The following is a 15,845-nucleotide window of genomic DNA, read 5'->3' as shown; positions in this document are numbered from 1 at the left end:
CGCTCAGTCGTCCAGGCCGCGTTCGATGGCGTACCGGGTCAGCTCGACCCGGTTGTGCAGATGCAGCTTGCCCAGCGTGTTCTGCACGTGGTTCTGCACGGTGCGGTGCGACAGCCCGAGCCGCTGGGCGATCTGCTTGTACGACATCCCCTTCGCCACCAGTCGCAGCACCTCGGTCTCCCGGTCGGTGAGCCGGGGCGCGCCCGGTTCCGTACCGTCGCCCGGCTCGGCCACCGGCCCGGCGGCCAGCCGACGGTACTCGCCGAGGACCAGCCCCGCCAGGCCGGGGGTGAAGACCGGATCGCCTGCCGCGGTGCGGCGCACGGCGTCGAGGAACTCGGCCGGCGCCGTCGACTTCACCAGGTAGCCGGTGGCCCCCGCCTTGACCGCGTCCAGCACGCTCTGCTGTTCGCCGCTGGCGCTGAGCATGAGCACCCGTACGTCGGGCAGCGCCGCGCGCAGCCCGAGGATCACCTCGACCCCGGAGATGTCAGGTAGTTGCAGGTCGAGGACGACCACGTCGGGGCGGGCGGCGGCGGCCACCCGGACCGCCTGCCGCCCCTCGCCGCTGGTCGCCACCACCAGGAAGCCGGCCTCGGTGAGGTCGCGGGCCACGCCCTCGCGCCACATCGGATGGTCGTCGACGACCATCACTCGCACCTGCGTCATCGCCGCGCCCTCGGCACTGTCAGTTCGATCTCGGTCCCGGCCTCCGGCGCCGAGATGATCCGGACCGTCCCGCCCAGGTCGGTGACCCGGCCCCGGATCGACTGGCTCACACCGAGCCGACCCTGGTCGGCGGCCTCGCTCAGCCGGCCGTCCGGAATGCCGGGCCCCTCGTCCCGGATCGACACGGTCACAGTCGTCCCCTCGTCCTCGATCAGCACCCAGGCCCGTCCGCCGGCGTGCCGTCCCACGTTGTCCAGGGCCGCGCCGGTCGCGGCCGCCAGCTCCCCGGCCACCTGCCGGGGCAGTGACACCGGGGTGGCGGGGGCCGAGAGCGACACCGCCGACGAGGCGTACCGCCCGAGCAGGCTCCGCAGGTCCACCGTGTCGGCGTCCGACCCGCCGAGGGTGGCGGTGCCGGCGATCAGTGCCCGCAGCGCCGCTTCCTGCTCACCGGCGAGCCGGGCCAGGTCGCCGGCCTCGCCGGGCAGGTCCGCGCCGCGCCGCTGCACGAGCGCCAGCACCTGGAGCACCGAGTCGTGGATGTCCCGGGCCAGCCGCTCCCGCTCCCGGGTTGCCGCCTCCAACTCGACCGCGCGTTGCAGCCGCTCCTCGGCGGCCACCGCGAGTCGGGCCACGTGCCCGACCACCACCCCGGCGAGCAGCATCAGGATCACGCCTGTGAACGAGGACTGGCCGATCCGTTCCCGGGTGGCCAGGTCCGCGCCGGCGACCACGAGCGCCGCCACAGTGCCGCGACGGCGTCCGCCGGAGACGGCCCAGGCCAGCACCGGACCGGCCATCCAGGCCACCCCCAGGGTGGGCACGCCGTGGGCGAGCGCCGTCCGGCCGACCACCCAGGGGGTGGAGAGCACGATGGCCACCACCACCCCGAGGTCGGCCAGCAGCAGCGGCCAGCGCCGCCAGGCCGGGCGGGCGTAGCCGATGGCGGTCGCCGTGGTCCAGGCGATCATGACCAGGACCAGGGCGCCGGCGGCGTACGGGTGGGCGTACCTGTCGGCGTCGCGTACCGAGAGCACGCAGACGTACCCGAGGGACGCCACCCGGAACACCGCGAGGGCACGCCAGAGTGGCACCTCGAAACCACCCGACGGCGACGACATGGCGGTCAGGATGCCACAGCGGGGCCGGGCGCGCGGCAGGCGGCGAGTGCGGTTCGGGAAACCCTGACGTACGGTGGAAATGCCGCGAAATACTTCGAGCTTCGCCGTCGGGACGGGCCCATGACGAACGCAGATCCGCACGCACCGCGTACGGTTGTGCCCATCGAACCCGCCCTCCTTATCGCCGAGGCCTTTGACCAGGCCCAGGTGACCGAGATCCGACACTCGGTCACCTCCTGCGCGCACGCCTGCGGGCTGACCGGCCAACGGCTTGACGACTTCGTGCTCGCGATCAACGAACTGATCACGAACGCGGTGCGGCACGGCGGTGGGCGGGGTTGGCTGCGGCTCTGGCAGGAGCCGGGGGCACTGGTCTGCGAGGTCGCCGACCACGGGCACGGGATCAGCCCGCAACGGCTGGGCGACCGCAGTCGTCCGGCGCCGGACACGGCCGGCGGCTGGGGTCTCTGGCTGGCCCGCGAGCTGACCGACGCCATGGAGGTCGCCACCGGCACCACAGGCACAACTGTCCGCATCATGGCCGGCCTCACCGACAACTACCGCACCACGCGCTGACCCCGGCGTCGCCCCGCCGCGCCCATCCCGCAGTCAACGGATCGGCGAGGACGGGTCAGGCGAAGAGCGCCGAAACGGACTCCCCGTTGTGTATCCGCCGCATGGCCTCAGCCAGGGCGGGCGCCACCGAGAGCACCTGGAGTTTCGGCACCCGCTTCTCGGCGGCGATGGGGACCGTGTTGGTGCAGACGATCTCCAGTACGCCGTCCTGGTCGCTGAGCCGGTGCAGGGCGTCGCCGGAGAAGAGTCCGTGCGTACAGGCCAACCGGATCGAGCGGACCTTCAGGCCGCGCAGGTGCTCCATCAGCTCGACCACCGTGCTGCCCTTGGCGATCTCGTCGTCCAGCACGATGACGTCCCGGTCGGCCACCTCGCCGATCACCGCGCTGATCTTGACGAGGTCGTCGCTGAACCGCTGCTTCGCCCCGGCCGCCACGGGCGTGCCCAGCAACCTGGCGAAGGCCGCTGCCTCCTTGGCGTTGCCCAGGTCGGGCGAGACCACCACGGTGTCGCTCAGGTCGTAGCGCCGGAAGTGGGTGGCCAGCTCCCGCAGCGCGTGCAGGTGGTCCACCGGGACGCTGAAGAAGCCGTGCACCTGCGGCGAGTGCAGGGTCATCGCGAGCACCCGGTCCGCGCCGGCCGAGGTGAGCAGATCGGCGACGAGCCGGGCGCCGATCGAGATCCGTGGGGCGTCCTTCTTGTCCGAGCGGGCGTACGCGTAGTGCGGCAGCACCACGGTGATCCGCCCGGCGGACGCCCCCCGGGCCGCGTCGATCATGAGCAGCAGCTCGACCAGGTTCTCCTGCACCGGCGGCACCAGCGGCTGGATCAGGAACACGTCCCGCTCGCGGCAGTTGGCCTGCAACTGGACTTCCAGGCAGTCGTTCGCGAACCGGGAGACCCGCACCGGATGCAGCGGCACCCCCAGATGGGCGCAGATCTCGGCGGCGAGGTCGGGATGGGCGGTTCCACTGAAAACGGCGATGTCGCGCACGTTCGCACATCGTAGGCGACGCGTGGGCCGCCGTGACGGCGGTCGCACCGCACCGCCGGTCCGGGTACGGTGCTGCGGTGACCCCCGAGTACGTCGCCGCCATCGACCAGGGCACCACCTCCTCGCGGTGCATCGTCTTCGACTCCGCCGGGGACATCGTCGCCGTGGCCCAACGCGAACACCGGCAGATCTTCCCCCGGCCGGGTTGGGTGGAGCACGACGCCGAGGAGATCTGGGACAACGTCCAGCAGGTGGTCGCCGAGGCGCTGCGGGCCGCCGGCATCGACACGGCAGGGCTCGCCGCCGTGGGCATCACCAACCAGCGGGAGACCACTGTCGTCTGGGACCGGGCCACCGGCCGCCCGGTGGCCAACGCCATCGTCTGGCAGGACACCCGCACCGGGCCGCTGCTGCGCGAGCTGGCCTCGACGTACGGCGAGGAGCGGTTCCGGACCCGCACGGGCCTGCCGCTGGCCACCTACTTCGCCGGGCCGAAGCTGCGCTGGCTGCTCGACGAGGTCGACGGCCTGCGTGAGCGCGCCGAACGCGGCGAGGTGCTGTTCGGCACCATGGACAGCTGGCTGATCTGGAAGCTGACAGGCGCGCACGTCACCGACGTGACGAACGCCAGCCGGACCATGCTGATGGACCTCACGACGCTCGACTGGGACCCCGAGCTGCTGGAGGCGATGGGCGTACCGGCGGCGATGCTCCCGGAGATCCGCTGCTCCGCCGAGGTGTACGGCACGGCCAACGGTGTGCTCGCCGGGGTGCCGGTGGCCAGCGCGCTCGGTGACCAGCAGGCCGCCCTGTTCGGGCAGACCTGCTTCCAGCCGGGCGAGGCGAAGTGCACCTACGGCACCGGCAGCTTCCTGCTGCTCAACACCGGGGCCACCCCGGTCCCCTCGACGCACGGCCTGCTCACCACAGTCGCCTACCAGATCAAGGGCCAACCCCCGGCGTACGCCCTGGAGGGCGCCATCGCCGTCACCGGCTCGCTCGTGCAGTGGCTGCGGGACAACCTCGGGTTGATCTCCTCCGCGGCCGAGGTGGAGGACCTGGCCCGCACCGTGGACGACAACGGCGGCTGCTACGTGGTGCCGGCGTTCTCCGGGCTGTTCGCCCCGCACTGGCGCAGCGACGCACGGGGCGTCATCGCCGGCCTGACCGGTTACATCACCAAGGGGCACCTGGCGCGGGCGGTGCTGGAGGCGTCGGCGTGGCAGACCCGCGAGGTGGTCGACGCGATGGACGCCGACTCCGACGTGGCGCTGCGCCGGCTCCGCGTGGACGGTGGGATGACCGCGAACGCCCTGCTCATGCAGTTCCTCGCCGACGTGCTCGACGTGCCTGTCATCCGCTCCCGGATCACCGAGACCACCTGCCTCGGCGCGGCGTACGCGGCCGGCCTGGCGGTCGGCTTCTGGCCCGACCTGGCCACCCTGCGCGCGAAGTGGCGCTCCGACGCCCAGTGGCAGCCGTCCATGGCCCCGGAACTGCGTGAGCGGGAGCTGCGCCAGTGGCGCAAAGCCGTGCAGCGCACTCTCGACTGGGTGGAGTGAGGGCCGGCGGTCACTCCCAGCGGTTGCCGGTGAGCTTCTCGTAGACCTCGATGTAGCGGGCGCGGGTCGCCTCGACGACCTCGTCGGGCACGTCCGGTGCGGGGGCCTGCTTGTTCCAGCCGCTGCCGGTGGCCCAGTCGCGCACGTACTGCTTGTCGTAGGAGAACTGCACCCGCCCCGGCTGGTACGACTCCGCAGGCCAGAACCGCGACGAGTCGGAGGTGAGCAGCTCGTCGGCGAGGACCAGGGTGCCGTCCGGAGCCCAGCCCAGCTCGATCTTGGTGTCGGCGATCAGGATGCCCCGGTCGGCGGCCAGCTCGGCGCCGCGCCGGTAGATGTCGATGGTGATCTGCCGCAGCCGCTCGGCGGTGTCCTGCCCCACCTTCGCCACCACGTCGTCGTACGTGATGGGTTCGTCGTGCTCGCCCATCGGGGCCTTGCTCGACGGCGTGAAGATCGGCTCGGGCAGGATCGACGCCTCGCCGAGCCCTCGGGGCAGGGTTATGCCGGACACCGCGCCGGTCTGCTCGTACTCCCGCAGGCCGCCGCCGGTGAGGTAACCGCGGGCGACGCACTCGACCGGGACCATGTCGAGCCGCTGGCAGCGGATGGCCCGCCCGGCGAACTCGGCGGGCACGTCGGTGGCGGAGATGACGTGGTTCGGCACCAGGTCGGCGAGCTGCTCGAACCACCAGAGCGAGAGCGCGGTGAGCAGGCGACCCTTGTCCGGGATCGGCGTCGGCAGCGCCACGTCGTAGATCGAGATCCGGTCCGAGGCGACCAGGATCAGGTCGTCGCCGTCGGCGTAGACGTCCCGAACCTTGCCCGAGTGCAGAAGTTCCACGCGCCCTAGTACACCACGCTGCATCGGGGAGACTGATTCGCCCACCCGCGCCGGGCGCGGACGCCGGGGTGACCGGACGGACGTTGACACCCTCCTGCGCCGCCTGCGTGAATGGTCCGACCGCCGCCCACGCAGGTGCCAGGAGACCCCCGTGCCCGTTGTTCGACCCCCGATCGACGCCGACCCGGGCCGACGCCGCCTGCTCACCGCGCTGGCCGGCACTCCCTTGCTGGCTGCCGGCGGGCTGGCCGGGTGCAGCGACGGCGCCACCACGTCCAGCCAGGACGGGCCTGTCGAGCTGTCGGTCTTCTGGTGGGGTGGCCCGAGGCGGGCGGAACTCACCGAGAAGGTGCTGCGGCTCTACTCGGCGCGCAACCCCCGGGTCACCTTCCGGGTCACCTGGCAGGGCGTCGACGGCTACTACGAGCGGCTGGCCACCCAGGCGGCCGGCGGCAACGTGCCGGATCTGATCCAGATCGACGACTCAGTGCTCACCGACTACAGCCAACGCCAGATCCTCCTCGACCTCACCGACCGAGTCGCCGATCACCGGGTGGACCTGCGCGGCCTGCCGGAGGGCCTGCTCCGCTACGGCACTGTGGAAGGCCGGACGATGGCCGTCGCCGCTGGGCAGACCCTCGCCGGGGTGGTCTTCAACCGGGACCTGCTGCGGGAGTTGCGGATGCCTGAGCCGCGCGCGGCGATGAGCTGGACCGACTACATCTCCTGGGCGACGCAGGTCACCGAGGCCGGCGACGGCCGGGTGGCCGGCACCATGGACGGGTCCGGCGACTACCGCGCGCTCTGGCTGTGGCTGCGTTCGCAGGGCGGCGAGTTCTACCGGGGGCAGCAGTTGGGCTTCGGCGCGGACGAGCTGATCAGCTGGTTCGAGCTCTGGCAGCGAGCCCGCGCCGACCGGGCGACGCCCGGCGCGGCGCTGATCGAGCAGGCCGACAGTGGCGAGCCGGCCCGGCAGCTGGTCGTGACCGGCCTGACCGCCGCGTCCTTCGCCTGGTCGCACCAGCTACCGGAGATGCAACGACTCACCGGGGCCGAGTTGGGTGTGGTCGGCTTCCCCGGCCCGTCCGGGGCGCAGTGGGCGCGGGCGTCGATGTACTGGGCGGCGTTCCGGGGCACCCGCCACCCGGACACGGTCGCCGACGTCATCAACTTCCTGACCACGAACGGCGAGGCCGGCACGGTCCTCGGCCACGAGCGTGGCCTGAACCCCAGCCTCGCCGTCCGCCGCTACGCCGAGGGCAGCGTCACCGACCCCGTCCAGCGACGGGCCGCCGCGTTCGGCGCCAGCATCGCCGACCAGCTCGGCCCGGCGCCGGCGCCACCGCCCAAGGGGCACGCCAGGGTACGGACCCTGCTGGTCACCGCCGCCGAGCGCATCCGCGTCAAGCGGGACGGCACCCGTGAGGCCACCGCGCGCTTCCTGTCCCAGGCCATCGCGGCGCTCGCGGGCTGAGCACCGGCGGCCGGTCAGCGCGGCGGGCCGCCCCGACGGTTACGGGTCAGGCGAAGCACCAGGAACACGATGACCGCCACCACCACCAGGCAGCAGAGCAGCCCGAGGAAGCCGAAGCCGCCGCCGCGGGACCGCCGCCGCGCCGCCTCCACCACCAGCTCGCCGGTGCCCGTCGACGCCCAGGCCGCCACCGGCACGAAGACCGCCAGCACGACCGTACCGAGGACCGCGCCGAGCCGGCCCCACCACCTACCGAATGAAGACATGTGCCCATCCTCGCCGAAGGGCGCAACCTCGGCACGTCGGTTCCATGCCGAATTCACGGGACCGGGGCTGGCCGGGCGCAACGATCCCGGACATCCGCGAGGGGTCGGTGCCGGCCGGGCACGCGGGATGGCGGCGGAAAAGCGGAAAGCCCGCCTCCGGCGAACCGGAGACGGGCTTTCCTTCTTGTAGCGGGGACAGGATTTGAACCTGCGACCTCTGGGTTATGAGCCCAGCGAGCTACCGAGCTGCTCCACCCCGCGTCGACTGGTTAACCCTAACCCATCCCTTTTGACGATGATCGGCGGGGTCGACCCGGCCGGACGCCGCACCTCCGCAATGTCGAAAGCCCGCCTCCGGCGAACCGGAAACGGGCTTTCTCTCTCGTAGCGGGGACAGGATTTGAACCTGCGACCTCTGGGTTATGAGCCCAGCGAGCTACCGAGCTGCTCCACCCCGCGTCGGTTCGCTAACCGTAGCGCACCGACCCGGGACACCGCAAAGCGACTCCGATTCCTGTCAGTCGAGCCAGTTCTGGATCGCCGCCACCGCCCGCCGGCTGTCGGCGTCGACCTGCGCGCGCTCGGCGGAGGTGGACTCCCAACCCTGCTCCCAGAGCACCGTCACCACGTCACCGACCCGGACCGCCCGGACCAGCCGCACCTCGTCCGCCCCCGGCTCGCCCATCCCGTCCGGGTACGGAGACCGCATCTCGAACAGCACCGACTCGTCGCCGTACTCCCCCGAGGTCAACAGCCGCTGCCGCCACGTCCTGGCGTCGTCGGGCTGCTTCTGGGTGGGGCAGTCGCGAACGGCCTGCCGCAGCTCCCGCAGCGCGTCGTCGGCGCGGCCGGAGCGGTAGATGGTGATGGTGTGCCGGTAGCTGCCATCCGGCACGCTCTCTGCCGGCTGCTCCGGCTTCTTGTAGGCCAGGAACCGGCCGCGACGCTGGACCACAGCCGAGTCGCTGGGGTAGCCGGCCCCGCAGAGCGGAGGCAGCATCGCCGACGTCGCCCACGACTCCAGGCCTCTCTCGTTGGCCGCCGCCAGCCTGAAGAAGGCCCGATCGGGGATCGAGGTGGGCTGCCGGGACACTGCCGAGCCGGTTGCCGAAGCCCGCGGTCTGCCGACCGACGTGCTGGTCGCCGGTGTGGACGACTGTGACGTCGACAGCGTCGGCGAGACCGACGGCGACGGGCGGGGCGTCGAGGAGGTCGGCGGCGGCCCGGGGGTGTCCGCGGGTGGGGGCAACGGCGCCGAGCCGTCCGCCGACAACGCGAGCCGTCCACCGACTGCCACCCCGCCGAGCAGCACCGCCACCGCGACCGCGGTGCCGGCGACCCGGATCCGGGCCCGCCGGTCGGCACGCCGCCGGACCAGCTCAGGGTGGGCCACCTCCATGCCGTCGGCGACGACGGTGAGCGACCGGTACAGGTCGGAGATTTCAGCTGACATCGTTCGCCTCCAGCTTCTCGACGGCGAGGTCGGGTAGCAGCGCGGCCAGTCGGGACCGCCCCCGGGACAGCCACGACTTGACGGTGCCGACCGGGACACCGGTCTCCCGGGCGATCTCCTCCACCGACATGTCGAAGAGGTAGTGCAGGGCCAACGCCTGCCGGTGGGTGGGCGGCAGTTGGCGCAGCGCGCGAACCAGGAGCACCCCGTCCTCGCTCGGCGGTGGCGCGTCCGGCGGCGGCCCGGTACGACTGAGCACCGACCGCCAGCGGTGCAGGCGCCGCCAGCGGTCGGTCGCCAGCCGGGCCACCACGAGACGCAGCCACGCCTCCGGCGCCGGATGCTCCGACAGCCGCCCCCACTGCCGCCAGGCCCGGGTGAAAGCTTCCTGCACCAGGTCCTGCGCCTCGGTGTGGTCACCGGCCACCGCGTAGGCGTACCGCATGGTCCGCCGGGCGGTGCAGCGATAGAACTCGTCGAAGCTCTGCGCATCCCTCACGACTGACCCCCTCCTCCGCGCCCCGTTGCATGGAGGACGGCGGGCCGCCACCGTGGGTTGCGGGTCAGCGGGACAGACGGTGTCGGACAGGCGACAGGCCTGCGTGGCGTCCACACACGGCGGAGCCCCCGCCGTCCGGACCTGTGTGGTCGGACGACGGGGGCTCCGAGGGATGCTCGGCGTTGCGGGTCAGCCGCCGGCGCTCGGCGTCGGCCCGCCGCTCGGCGCGCCCGCCGGGTTGGCGGTCTGCGCCTGCTGGAACGCGGTGAGCGCCTCGTCGAGCGCCTTGAGCGCGCGACCGTACCGCTCGAAGTCGCCGGAGGCCTGCGCGGCGCGGACCTCGGTGATGGCGGCCTGCACCCGGTCCGCGGCGGCGGCCAGCTCGCCGGTCGGCGCCGGGGTGGCGGTGCCACTCGGCGTCGGCGTGGGCGTCGGCGTGGCCGTAGGCGTCGGGGTGGTCGGGTTACCCCCGGTAGTCGGGGGCGGCGACGTGCCCTGTCCGGCCCGCTTACCCTGCTCGACAAGTTGCTTGATGCCGTCGTTGATGTTGTCGGCGAGCGCCACGAACGAACCGCCGTCGCCGTACGAGAGCAGCACCTTCTGCAACAGCGGGTACGCGTCCTGCTGGTTGCTCTTCACGTAGACCGGCTCGACGTAGAGCATGCCGTCGGCGAAGGGCAGCGAGAGCAGGTTGCCGTACTGCACCTGCGCCTGGTTGCTGGAGAGCAGGTTGAGCTGCTGGCGGATGTTCGCGTTGTTCGTCATCTGCTGGTGCACCTGCACCGGCCCGGAGATCCGGGTCTGATCCGGCAGCTCCAGTACCTCCAACCGGGGCTTTCCGTCGACGTACGACCCGGAGATCAGCGCGGCGAGGTTCTGCCTGCCGTTCGGGGTGACCGCGGAGGTGAGCTGGAAGCGCGGGCTCTCCTGCCCAGGGAACTGGGTGAACAGGTAGTACGGAGGCTGCTTCTGGCCGCTGTCCGGAGCGTCCGGCACGTTCGGCACCTGCCAGAAGTCCTGCGCGGAGTAGAAGTCGCCCGGGTTGGTCACGTGGAACTTGGTGAGCAGGTTGCGCTGCACCTTGAACATGTCCGCCGGGTAGCGGAAGTGCTCGTTCAACTCGACCGGGATCTCCGCCTTCGGCAGCACCAGGTCACCACCGAACGCCTTGTTCCACGCCTTGAGCACCGGGTCGGTGTCGTCGTACTCGTAGAGCTTCACCGTGCCGTCGTACGCGTCGACGGTGGCCTTCACCGAGTTGCGCATGTAGTTGACGTTCTCCCGGGCCAGCTGGAAGGTGCCCCGGTTGGTCAGCTCGTCGGTGGTCTCGGTCTGCAGGTTGACCCGCTCGGCGTACGGGTAGGTGGCCGCCGTGGTGTAGCCGTCGACGATCCACTGCACGCGGCCGTCGACCACCGCCGGGTACGGGTCGCCGTCCAGGGTGAGGAACGGCGCGACCTTCTCCACCCGGTCCCGCGGGTTACGCACGTACAGCAGCTTGGAGTCCTTGTTGACCGCCTCGGAGAGCAGGAAGTTCGACTCCTGCTCCTTGATGGCGTACAGCAGCCGCCGGGGGAACGAGCCGATCTCCACGCCGCCCTCACCGGTGTAGGTGTAGGACTCGCCGCCACCCTCACCGACCGGCCTGTCGAACTCGGCCTTCTTGTTCGGGTCGGACTGCCCGACGATCGCGTAGTCGTCGGCAGCCATCCGCTCGCCGTAGTAGATGCGCGGCTGCTTGGCCGGGATCTGCTCGGTCTGCGAGGAGCACGCCTCCTGGGTCTTCTCGCCGAGGAAGCCGGAGACGAAGAACGGCTGCCCGCCGCAGACCACCTGGTTGGCGGGGGCGGCCACCAGCCCGTACCCGTGGGTGTAGACGGTGTGCCTGTTGATCCAGGTGTTCTGCTGGTCGGTCAGCTCGCCGTAGTTGATCTCCCGGACGCCGACCACGTAGTCGGAGGTCTTGCCGTTCACCCCGTACCTGTCGATGTCCAGCTTGGGGCCGAAGTCGTAGAAGCCCCGCACCTGCTGGAGCTGGGTGTACGTCTCGCTCACCAACTGCGGGTCGAGCAGCCGCACGTTCGACACCACCGACGTGTCGGTGGCCAGGTTCGCCGGTGGGGTGAGGTTGTTCGCCGCGTACGGCGTGGTCTCGGTGACCGCCAACCCGAACGCCGCCCGCGTCGCGTCGATGCTGCGCTGGATGTACGGCGCCTCCTTGTCCTTGGCGCTCGGCTTGACCTCGAAGGTCTGCACCGCCCACGGGTAGATGCCGCCGATCGCCACCGCCGAGACACCGAGCAGGGCCAGCGAGATGCCCGGCCAGACGAGGTTCCGCATCCAGGCGTTGGAGAACACGATGATCGCGATGGCCACCACGATCGAGATGTACGCCAGGATCTCCTTCGCCGGCAGCAGCGCGTTGACGTCTGCGTAGCCCGCGCCGTACAGCTTGGCGCCCTCGTTGTACTCCAGCAGCATCGCCCGCCGGTCCAGCACGTACGCGATGGCCTTGAGCAGCACGAAGACCGCGACCAGGCTGCTCAGGTGGGCGCGGGCCGCGTTGCTCATCCGGTCCCCGACACCCTGCAGGCGGACCCCGCCGTACAGGTAGTGCACCGCCAGCGCGCCGATCACGGCCAGCACCACGGCGGTGAAGGCGACCCCGAGCAGGTAGCGCCAGAACGGCAGCTGGAAGACGTAGAAGCCGAGGTCGACACCGAACTCCGGGTCCTTGATCCCGAAGTCGCCGCCGTTACGGAAGAGCAGCCACTGGTTCCACCGGTTCTGCGCGGAGAGGCCGGCGAACAGCCCGATCACGGCGGCGGCCAGCGAGATCCAGGTGCCCAGGCGCGGGGTGAGCGCCATCCGGTAGCGCTCCAGGGTCGCCTGCTCGACCGAGTGCGGCCGCAACCGCGGACGCAGCCGGTACGCCAGCCACAGGTTGCCGCCGACGACCACCGCCATGCCGAGGCCGATGACCAGGAAGAGCAGCAGCCGGGTGAGCAGCACACCTGTGAAGACCTCGGTGTAGCGGACCTCCTCGAACCAGAGCCAGTCGGTCCAGGCCTGAACACCCCAGCCCAGCAGGGTGAAGAGCACGAACACCCCGACCAGGACAGCGATGGTGACGCGGCCGCGCCGACTCATCCTCGGTAGGGGGCTGCTGCTACGCATGACCACTGTTGGCTCCGCACGCTCGATGTGATCGGCTCCGACCAGGCACCCAGAGTACGGGGTCTTCCTGAACGTGTCGGGGCACGGTCACACCGGTCAGCAGCGGGTCGGCTGACCCCCCGAACGGAGGGTGTCAAGAGCCGTCAATGCCTCGTCCAACGAGCCCACCCGCAGCAGCGGCAGATCGGGCTGCGGATTGCGGACCGCCTCGGCGCAGTTGTCCGCCGGCACGAGGAAGACCTTCGCCCCGGCGCGCTTCGCGCCGACGAGCTTCTGGGCGATCCCGCCGATCGGGCCGACCGAGCCCTCGTCGTCGATCGTGCCGGTGCCCGCGATGACCTTGCCGCCGGTGAGGTCGGCAGGGGTCAGCTTGTCCACGATGCCCAGGGCGAACATCAGGCCGGCGCTCGGACCGCCGATGTCCTCCAACTCGATGTCGAGCGTGAACGGGTGCGGCTGCTGCTGGTCGATCTCGACGCCGATCCGCGGCCGGCCGTCCTGCTCGCGGCTGGTCACCGTCGCGGTGGCCGGCACGCCGTCACGGGTGTAGCCGATGGTCAACGCCGTACCGGCCGGCTTGGCCCGGATCAGCTCGGTGACCTTCGCGGCCACCGGCACCGGTTGACCGTCGACCGAGGTGACCACGTCGCCGGCCTTGAGCGCACCTGCCGAGGGCCCGTCCGCGGCGACGGTCTTGACCACCACCTGCACCGGAAAACCGAGCTCGCGGAGCGCGGCGGTCTCGGCGCTGGTCTGGGACACCTTGAAGTCCTCGGCGTTGCGCTGCTCGACCTGCTCCGTCGACTCACCGGGCGGGTAGACCAGCTCGCGCGGCACCACCGCCTCGTCGTCGGAGAACCACCCGGCGATCGCCGACCGCAGTCGCACCGTGGGCTGCACGCCCACCGTGGTCAACCGGAGCTGCCCCGCCGACGTGGACGTGTCCCGTCCGGAGACCTTGATGACCTCCTTGCCGTCGGCCGTGCCGAGCGTGTTCACCGTCGGGCCCGGCCCGAGCACCACGTACGGGATCGGCACCCGGAGCACCCCGATGCTCAGCAGGGCGGTGAACAGGGCACCGAGCAGGACCGTCAGGCCACGACGTCTCATGCGCCAGAGCGTACCGACCGGTCGACGCCCCACTGTCGGATGCGCCACGCGACTTCGCCCTCAGCGCAACGCCAGCGGCGACGACCTGGGGCGTGGCGCGCGTACCGTAGACGTCGTGCCTGATATTCCGTTCGGTTTCGCGCTCCCGGGTGGGCAACCACCAGACCCCAACGATCCCGCGCAGATGCAGCAGTTCATGTCGCAGCTGCAGCACCTGCTGTCCGCACCGGGCAGCGGGCCGGTGAACTGGGACCTGGCCCGTCAGGTGGCGGCCAGCCAGCTCGCGGCCGCCGGCGACCCGGCGGTGTCACCGTACGAGCGCCACGCGGTCGAGGAGGCGCTGCGCCTGGCCGACCTGTGGCTGGAGCCGGCCTCCGCGTGGCCGTCGGGCATCCAGACCCCTGTCGCCTGGAACCGCAACGAGTGGATCTACAAGACGCTCGACGTGTGGCGCAAGCTCTGCGACCCGGTGGCCAGCCGGATGGTCGGCGCGATGGGTGACCTGGTGCCACCGGAGGCGCGCGCCCAGCTCGGCCCGATGCAGTCGATGGTCGCCACCCTCGGCGGGGCTCTCTTCGGCGGCCAGCTCGGTCAGGCCCTCGGCTCGCTCGCCGCGGAGGTGCTCTCCGCCGGCGACATCGGCCTGCCGCTCGGCCCGGCCGGCACGGCCGCGCTGATCCCTGCCAACATCCGGGCGTACGGCGAGGGCCTGGAGCTGCCCGAGGACGAGGTACGCCTCTACGTCGCCCTGCGTGAGGCCGCCCACCAGCGGCTGTTCCAGCACGTCCCGTGGCTGCGTGGGCACGTGCTCAACGCGGTGGAGACGTACGCCTCGGGCATCCGGGTCAACCGGGAGGCGATCGAGGAGGCCATGGGCCGGGTCGACCCGACCGACCCGGAGTCGATGCAGGCCATCGCCCTGGAGGGCATCTTCACCCCGGAGGACACCCCGGCGCAGAAGGCCTCCCTGGCCCGTCTGGAGACCGCGTTGGCCCTGGTCGAGGGCTGGGTGTGCCACGTGGTGGACAGCGCCGCCAGCGACCGGTTGCCGAACGTGGTGCGGCTGGGTGAGGCGTTCCGCCGCCGCCGGGCCGCCGGCGGTCCCGCCGAGCAGACCTTCGCCGCGCTTGTCGGCCTCGAACTGCGCCCACGCCGGCTGCGCGAGGCCGCGGCGCTCTGGGCCGCGCTCACCACGCACCGGGGCATCGAGGGCCGCGACGCGGTCTGGGGTCACCCCGACCTGCTCCCGTCGGACGACGACTTCGCCGACCCGGTCGCCTTCGCGATGAACGACATGGACCTGAGCGAGCTGGACAACTTCGACTTCACCGCCCCCGGCGGGGTCGAGGAGAAGGCTCCCGGCCAGCCCGACGAGACCGACGACGAGGGCGACGCCAAGTCCTGACGCCTCTCCGGGTGCCCGCGCCGTCCGGCGCCGGGCACCCGGACCGGTCAGGCGGGACGGCCCGAGCCGGAGAGCAGGGCGCGGGTGGCCTCCCAGCCCTCGAAGGCCGGGTCGAGGGTCGTGAGGTCGGCGGGGCCGCGCATCCGTCGCCAGCCGGCCGTGACGGCGACGTCCCCCGGTCGGGGCGCACCCGAGCGCGCGTCGGCGGGCGTCGCCGTGTCCAGGTCCAGCGGGGGCAGCCACTCCGGCACGGGCAGCCGTACGGCCACCCCGAGCAGACCCGGGCCGCCGCCCTCGACCGGCGCCACCGCCACCGGCCTGGTGGTGAGCGGGCGCAGCAGCTTGCCGATGGTCAGCGCGGGCAGGTCCGGCACGTCGGCGGCGAGCACGGCCGCCTGGTCGTAGCCGTCCAACGCGGCGAACACCGCGTTCGGCGTCGGCTCGGCCACCTCGTAGACGGCGGTTCCCGGCCAGACCAGCGCGTCCGCGAGTGCGCGGTCGGCCGGGGTCACGGCGACCGCGACGTCCACCTCGTTGAGGGTGGCGATCAGGTCGACGACGTCCTCGGCGAGCGCGGCCCGCCAGTTCGCCCGGTCGACGCCGGGCGGCGACCACTGGACCGGCCCGAGCAACGCCACCACCACTCGCCGTGCCATGCCCCGACCCTAGCGCCCCACCGGACGCGAGGCACCGCG

14 protein-coding genes and 2 tRNA genes are annotated in these 15,845 nt (G+C 71.8%); 4 read left to right on the top strand and 12 right to left on the bottom strand.

What is annotated here, in order from left to right:
• Positions 1-3: 3 nt before the first annotated feature.
• The gene (locus ACZ6N8_RS20455; RefSeq protein WP_466011928.1) at positions 4-669 is read right to left on the bottom strand and encodes a response regulator; all 666 of its coding nucleotides are present in this window, start codon (positions 667-669) and stop codon (positions 4-6) included.
• Positions 666-1,790 (bottom strand): MacS family sensor histidine kinase, encoded by a 1,125-nt coding sequence (macS, locus tag ACZ6N8_RS20450; RefSeq protein WP_466011927.1) that lies wholly within the window; start codon positions 1,788-1,790, stop codon positions 666-668. Before macS ends, ACZ6N8_RS20455 begins: the two co-directional genes overlap by 4 nt.
• A gap of 120 nt (positions 1,791-1,910) precedes the next feature.
• Here macS and ACZ6N8_RS20445 point away from each other — a divergent pair, with 120 nt between their 5' ends.
• On the top strand, positions 1,911-2,366 hold the full coding sequence (locus ACZ6N8_RS20445) for an ATP-binding protein (protein WP_466011926.1): 456 nt from the start codon (positions 1,911-1,913) through the stop codon (positions 2,364-2,366).
• A 55-nt stretch (positions 2,367-2,421) separates the two neighbouring features.
• Here the strand turns inward: ACZ6N8_RS20445 and ACZ6N8_RS20440 are convergent, their stop codons facing one another.
• A complete protein-coding gene (locus ACZ6N8_RS20440; RefSeq protein WP_357984278.1) occupies positions 2,422-3,360 on the bottom strand; it encodes a ribose-phosphate diphosphokinase in 939 nt (312 codons plus the stop codon).
• A 77-nt stretch (positions 3,361-3,437) separates the two neighbouring features.
• Here ACZ6N8_RS20440 and glpK point away from each other — a divergent pair, with 77 nt between their 5' ends.
• Positions 3,438-4,922, top strand: a complete 1,485-nt coding sequence (glpK, locus tag ACZ6N8_RS20435) for a glycerol kinase GlpK (RefSeq protein ID WP_466011924.1) — start codon at positions 3,438-3,440, stop codon at positions 4,920-4,922.
• Between the two features lie 10 nt (positions 4,923-4,932).
• Here glpK and ACZ6N8_RS20430 read toward each other — a convergent pair whose 3' ends face one another.
• Complete coding sequence (locus tag ACZ6N8_RS20430; RefSeq protein ID WP_364374234.1) at positions 4,933-5,766, bottom strand: phosphoribosylaminoimidazolesuccinocarboxamide synthase; 834 nt, start codon at positions 5,764-5,766, stop codon at positions 4,933-4,935.
• Between the two features lie 151 nt (positions 5,767-5,917).
• On the opposite strand from ACZ6N8_RS20430, the gene ACZ6N8_RS20425 reads away from it, so the two are divergent.
• Positions 5,918-7,240 carry an ABC transporter substrate-binding protein gene (locus tag ACZ6N8_RS20425; protein ID WP_466011922.1) on the top strand — a complete coding sequence of 441 codons (1,323 nt, stop codon included), beginning with the start codon at positions 5,918-5,920 and terminating at the stop codon, positions 7,238-7,240.
• A gap of 14 nt (positions 7,241-7,254) precedes the next feature.
• Here ACZ6N8_RS20425 and ACZ6N8_RS20420 read toward each other — a convergent pair whose 3' ends face one another.
• The 7 genes from ACZ6N8_RS20420 to ACZ6N8_RS20390 form a co-directional block, all read right to left on the bottom strand.
• Positions 7,255-7,506, bottom strand: a complete 252-nt coding sequence (locus ACZ6N8_RS20420) for a hypothetical protein (protein ID WP_357984266.1) — start codon at positions 7,504-7,506, stop codon at positions 7,255-7,257.
• A 187-nt stretch (positions 7,507-7,693) separates the two neighbouring features.
• A tRNA-Met gene (locus ACZ6N8_RS20415) sits at positions 7,694-7,767 on the bottom strand.
• Between the two features lie 124 nt (positions 7,768-7,891).
• Positions 7,892-7,965, bottom strand: a tRNA-Met gene (locus ACZ6N8_RS20410).
• 58 nt (positions 7,966-8,023) lie between these two features.
• Positions 8,024-8,959 (bottom strand): hypothetical protein, encoded by a 936-nt coding sequence (locus ACZ6N8_RS20405; RefSeq protein WP_466011920.1) that lies wholly within the window; start codon positions 8,957-8,959, stop codon positions 8,024-8,026.
• Entirely contained in the window at positions 8,949-9,458 is a 510-nt protein-coding gene (locus ACZ6N8_RS20400; RefSeq protein ID WP_466011918.1) for an RNA polymerase sigma factor, read from the bottom strand. Before ACZ6N8_RS20400 ends, ACZ6N8_RS20405 begins: the two co-directional genes overlap by 11 nt.
• A 189-nt stretch (positions 9,459-9,647) precedes the next feature.
• Positions 9,648-12,635, bottom strand: a complete 2,988-nt coding sequence (locus ACZ6N8_RS20395) for a UPF0182 family membrane protein (protein ID WP_466011917.1) — start codon at positions 12,633-12,635, stop codon at positions 9,648-9,650.
• Positions 12,636-12,731: 96 nt separating this feature from the next.
• Positions 12,732-13,745 (bottom strand): YlbL family protein, encoded by a 1,014-nt coding sequence (locus ACZ6N8_RS20390; protein ID WP_364376938.1) that lies wholly within the window; start codon positions 13,743-13,745, stop codon positions 12,732-12,734.
• Positions 13,746-13,860: 115 nt separating this feature from the next.
• On the opposite strand from ACZ6N8_RS20390, the gene ACZ6N8_RS20385 reads away from it, so the two are divergent.
• Positions 13,861-15,150 (top strand): zinc-dependent metalloprotease, encoded by a 1,290-nt coding sequence (locus ACZ6N8_RS20385; RefSeq protein WP_364376941.1) that lies wholly within the window; start codon positions 13,861-13,863, stop codon positions 15,148-15,150.
• A gap of 47 nt (positions 15,151-15,197) precedes the next feature.
• Here ACZ6N8_RS20385 and ACZ6N8_RS20380 read toward each other — a convergent pair whose 3' ends face one another.
• Complete coding sequence (locus ACZ6N8_RS20380; RefSeq protein WP_466011915.1) at positions 15,198-15,806, bottom strand: hypothetical protein; 609 nt, start codon at positions 15,804-15,806, stop codon at positions 15,198-15,200.
• Between the last annotated feature and the right edge of the window lie 39 nt (positions 15,807-15,845).

It is taken from the genome of Micromonospora sp. NPDC047521, from assembly GCF_055587305.1.
Note: the sequence above shows the minus strand (reverse complement) of the source record. Positions and strands in the feature narration are given on the sequence as shown.

Excerpts from the sequence above, each read along its gene's own strand:
- ACZ6N8_RS20445 (WP_466011926.1), top strand. The coding sequence starts at position 1,911 with ATGACGAACGCAGATCCGCACGCACCGCGTACGGTTGTGCCCATCGAA.
- ACZ6N8_RS20395 (WP_466011917.1), bottom strand. The coding sequence starts at position 12,635 with ATGCGTAGCAGCAGCCCCCTACCGAGGATGAGTCGGCGCGGCCGCGTC.
- macS (WP_466011927.1), bottom strand. The coding sequence starts at position 1,790 with ATGTCGTCGCCGTCGGGTGGTTTCGAGGTGCCACTCTGGCGTGCCCTC.
- ACZ6N8_RS20405 (WP_466011920.1), bottom strand. The coding sequence starts at position 8,959 with ATGTCAGCTGAAATCTCCGACCTGTACCGGTCGCTCACCGTCGTCGCC.
- ACZ6N8_RS20420 (WP_357984266.1), bottom strand. The coding sequence starts at position 7,506 with ATGTCTTCATTCGGTAGGTGGTGGGGCCGGCTCGGCGCGGTCCTCGGT.
- ACZ6N8_RS20380 (WP_466011915.1), bottom strand. The coding sequence starts at position 15,806 with ATGGCACGGCGAGTGGTGGTGGCGTTGCTCGGGCCGGTCCAGTGGTCG.
- ACZ6N8_RS20455 (WP_466011928.1), bottom strand. The coding sequence starts at position 669 with ATGACGCAGGTGCGAGTGATGGTCGTCGACGACCATCCGATGTGGCGC.
- ACZ6N8_RS20390 (WP_364376938.1), bottom strand. The coding sequence starts at position 13,745 with ATGAGACGTCGTGGCCTGACGGTCCTGCTCGGTGCCCTGTTCACCGCC.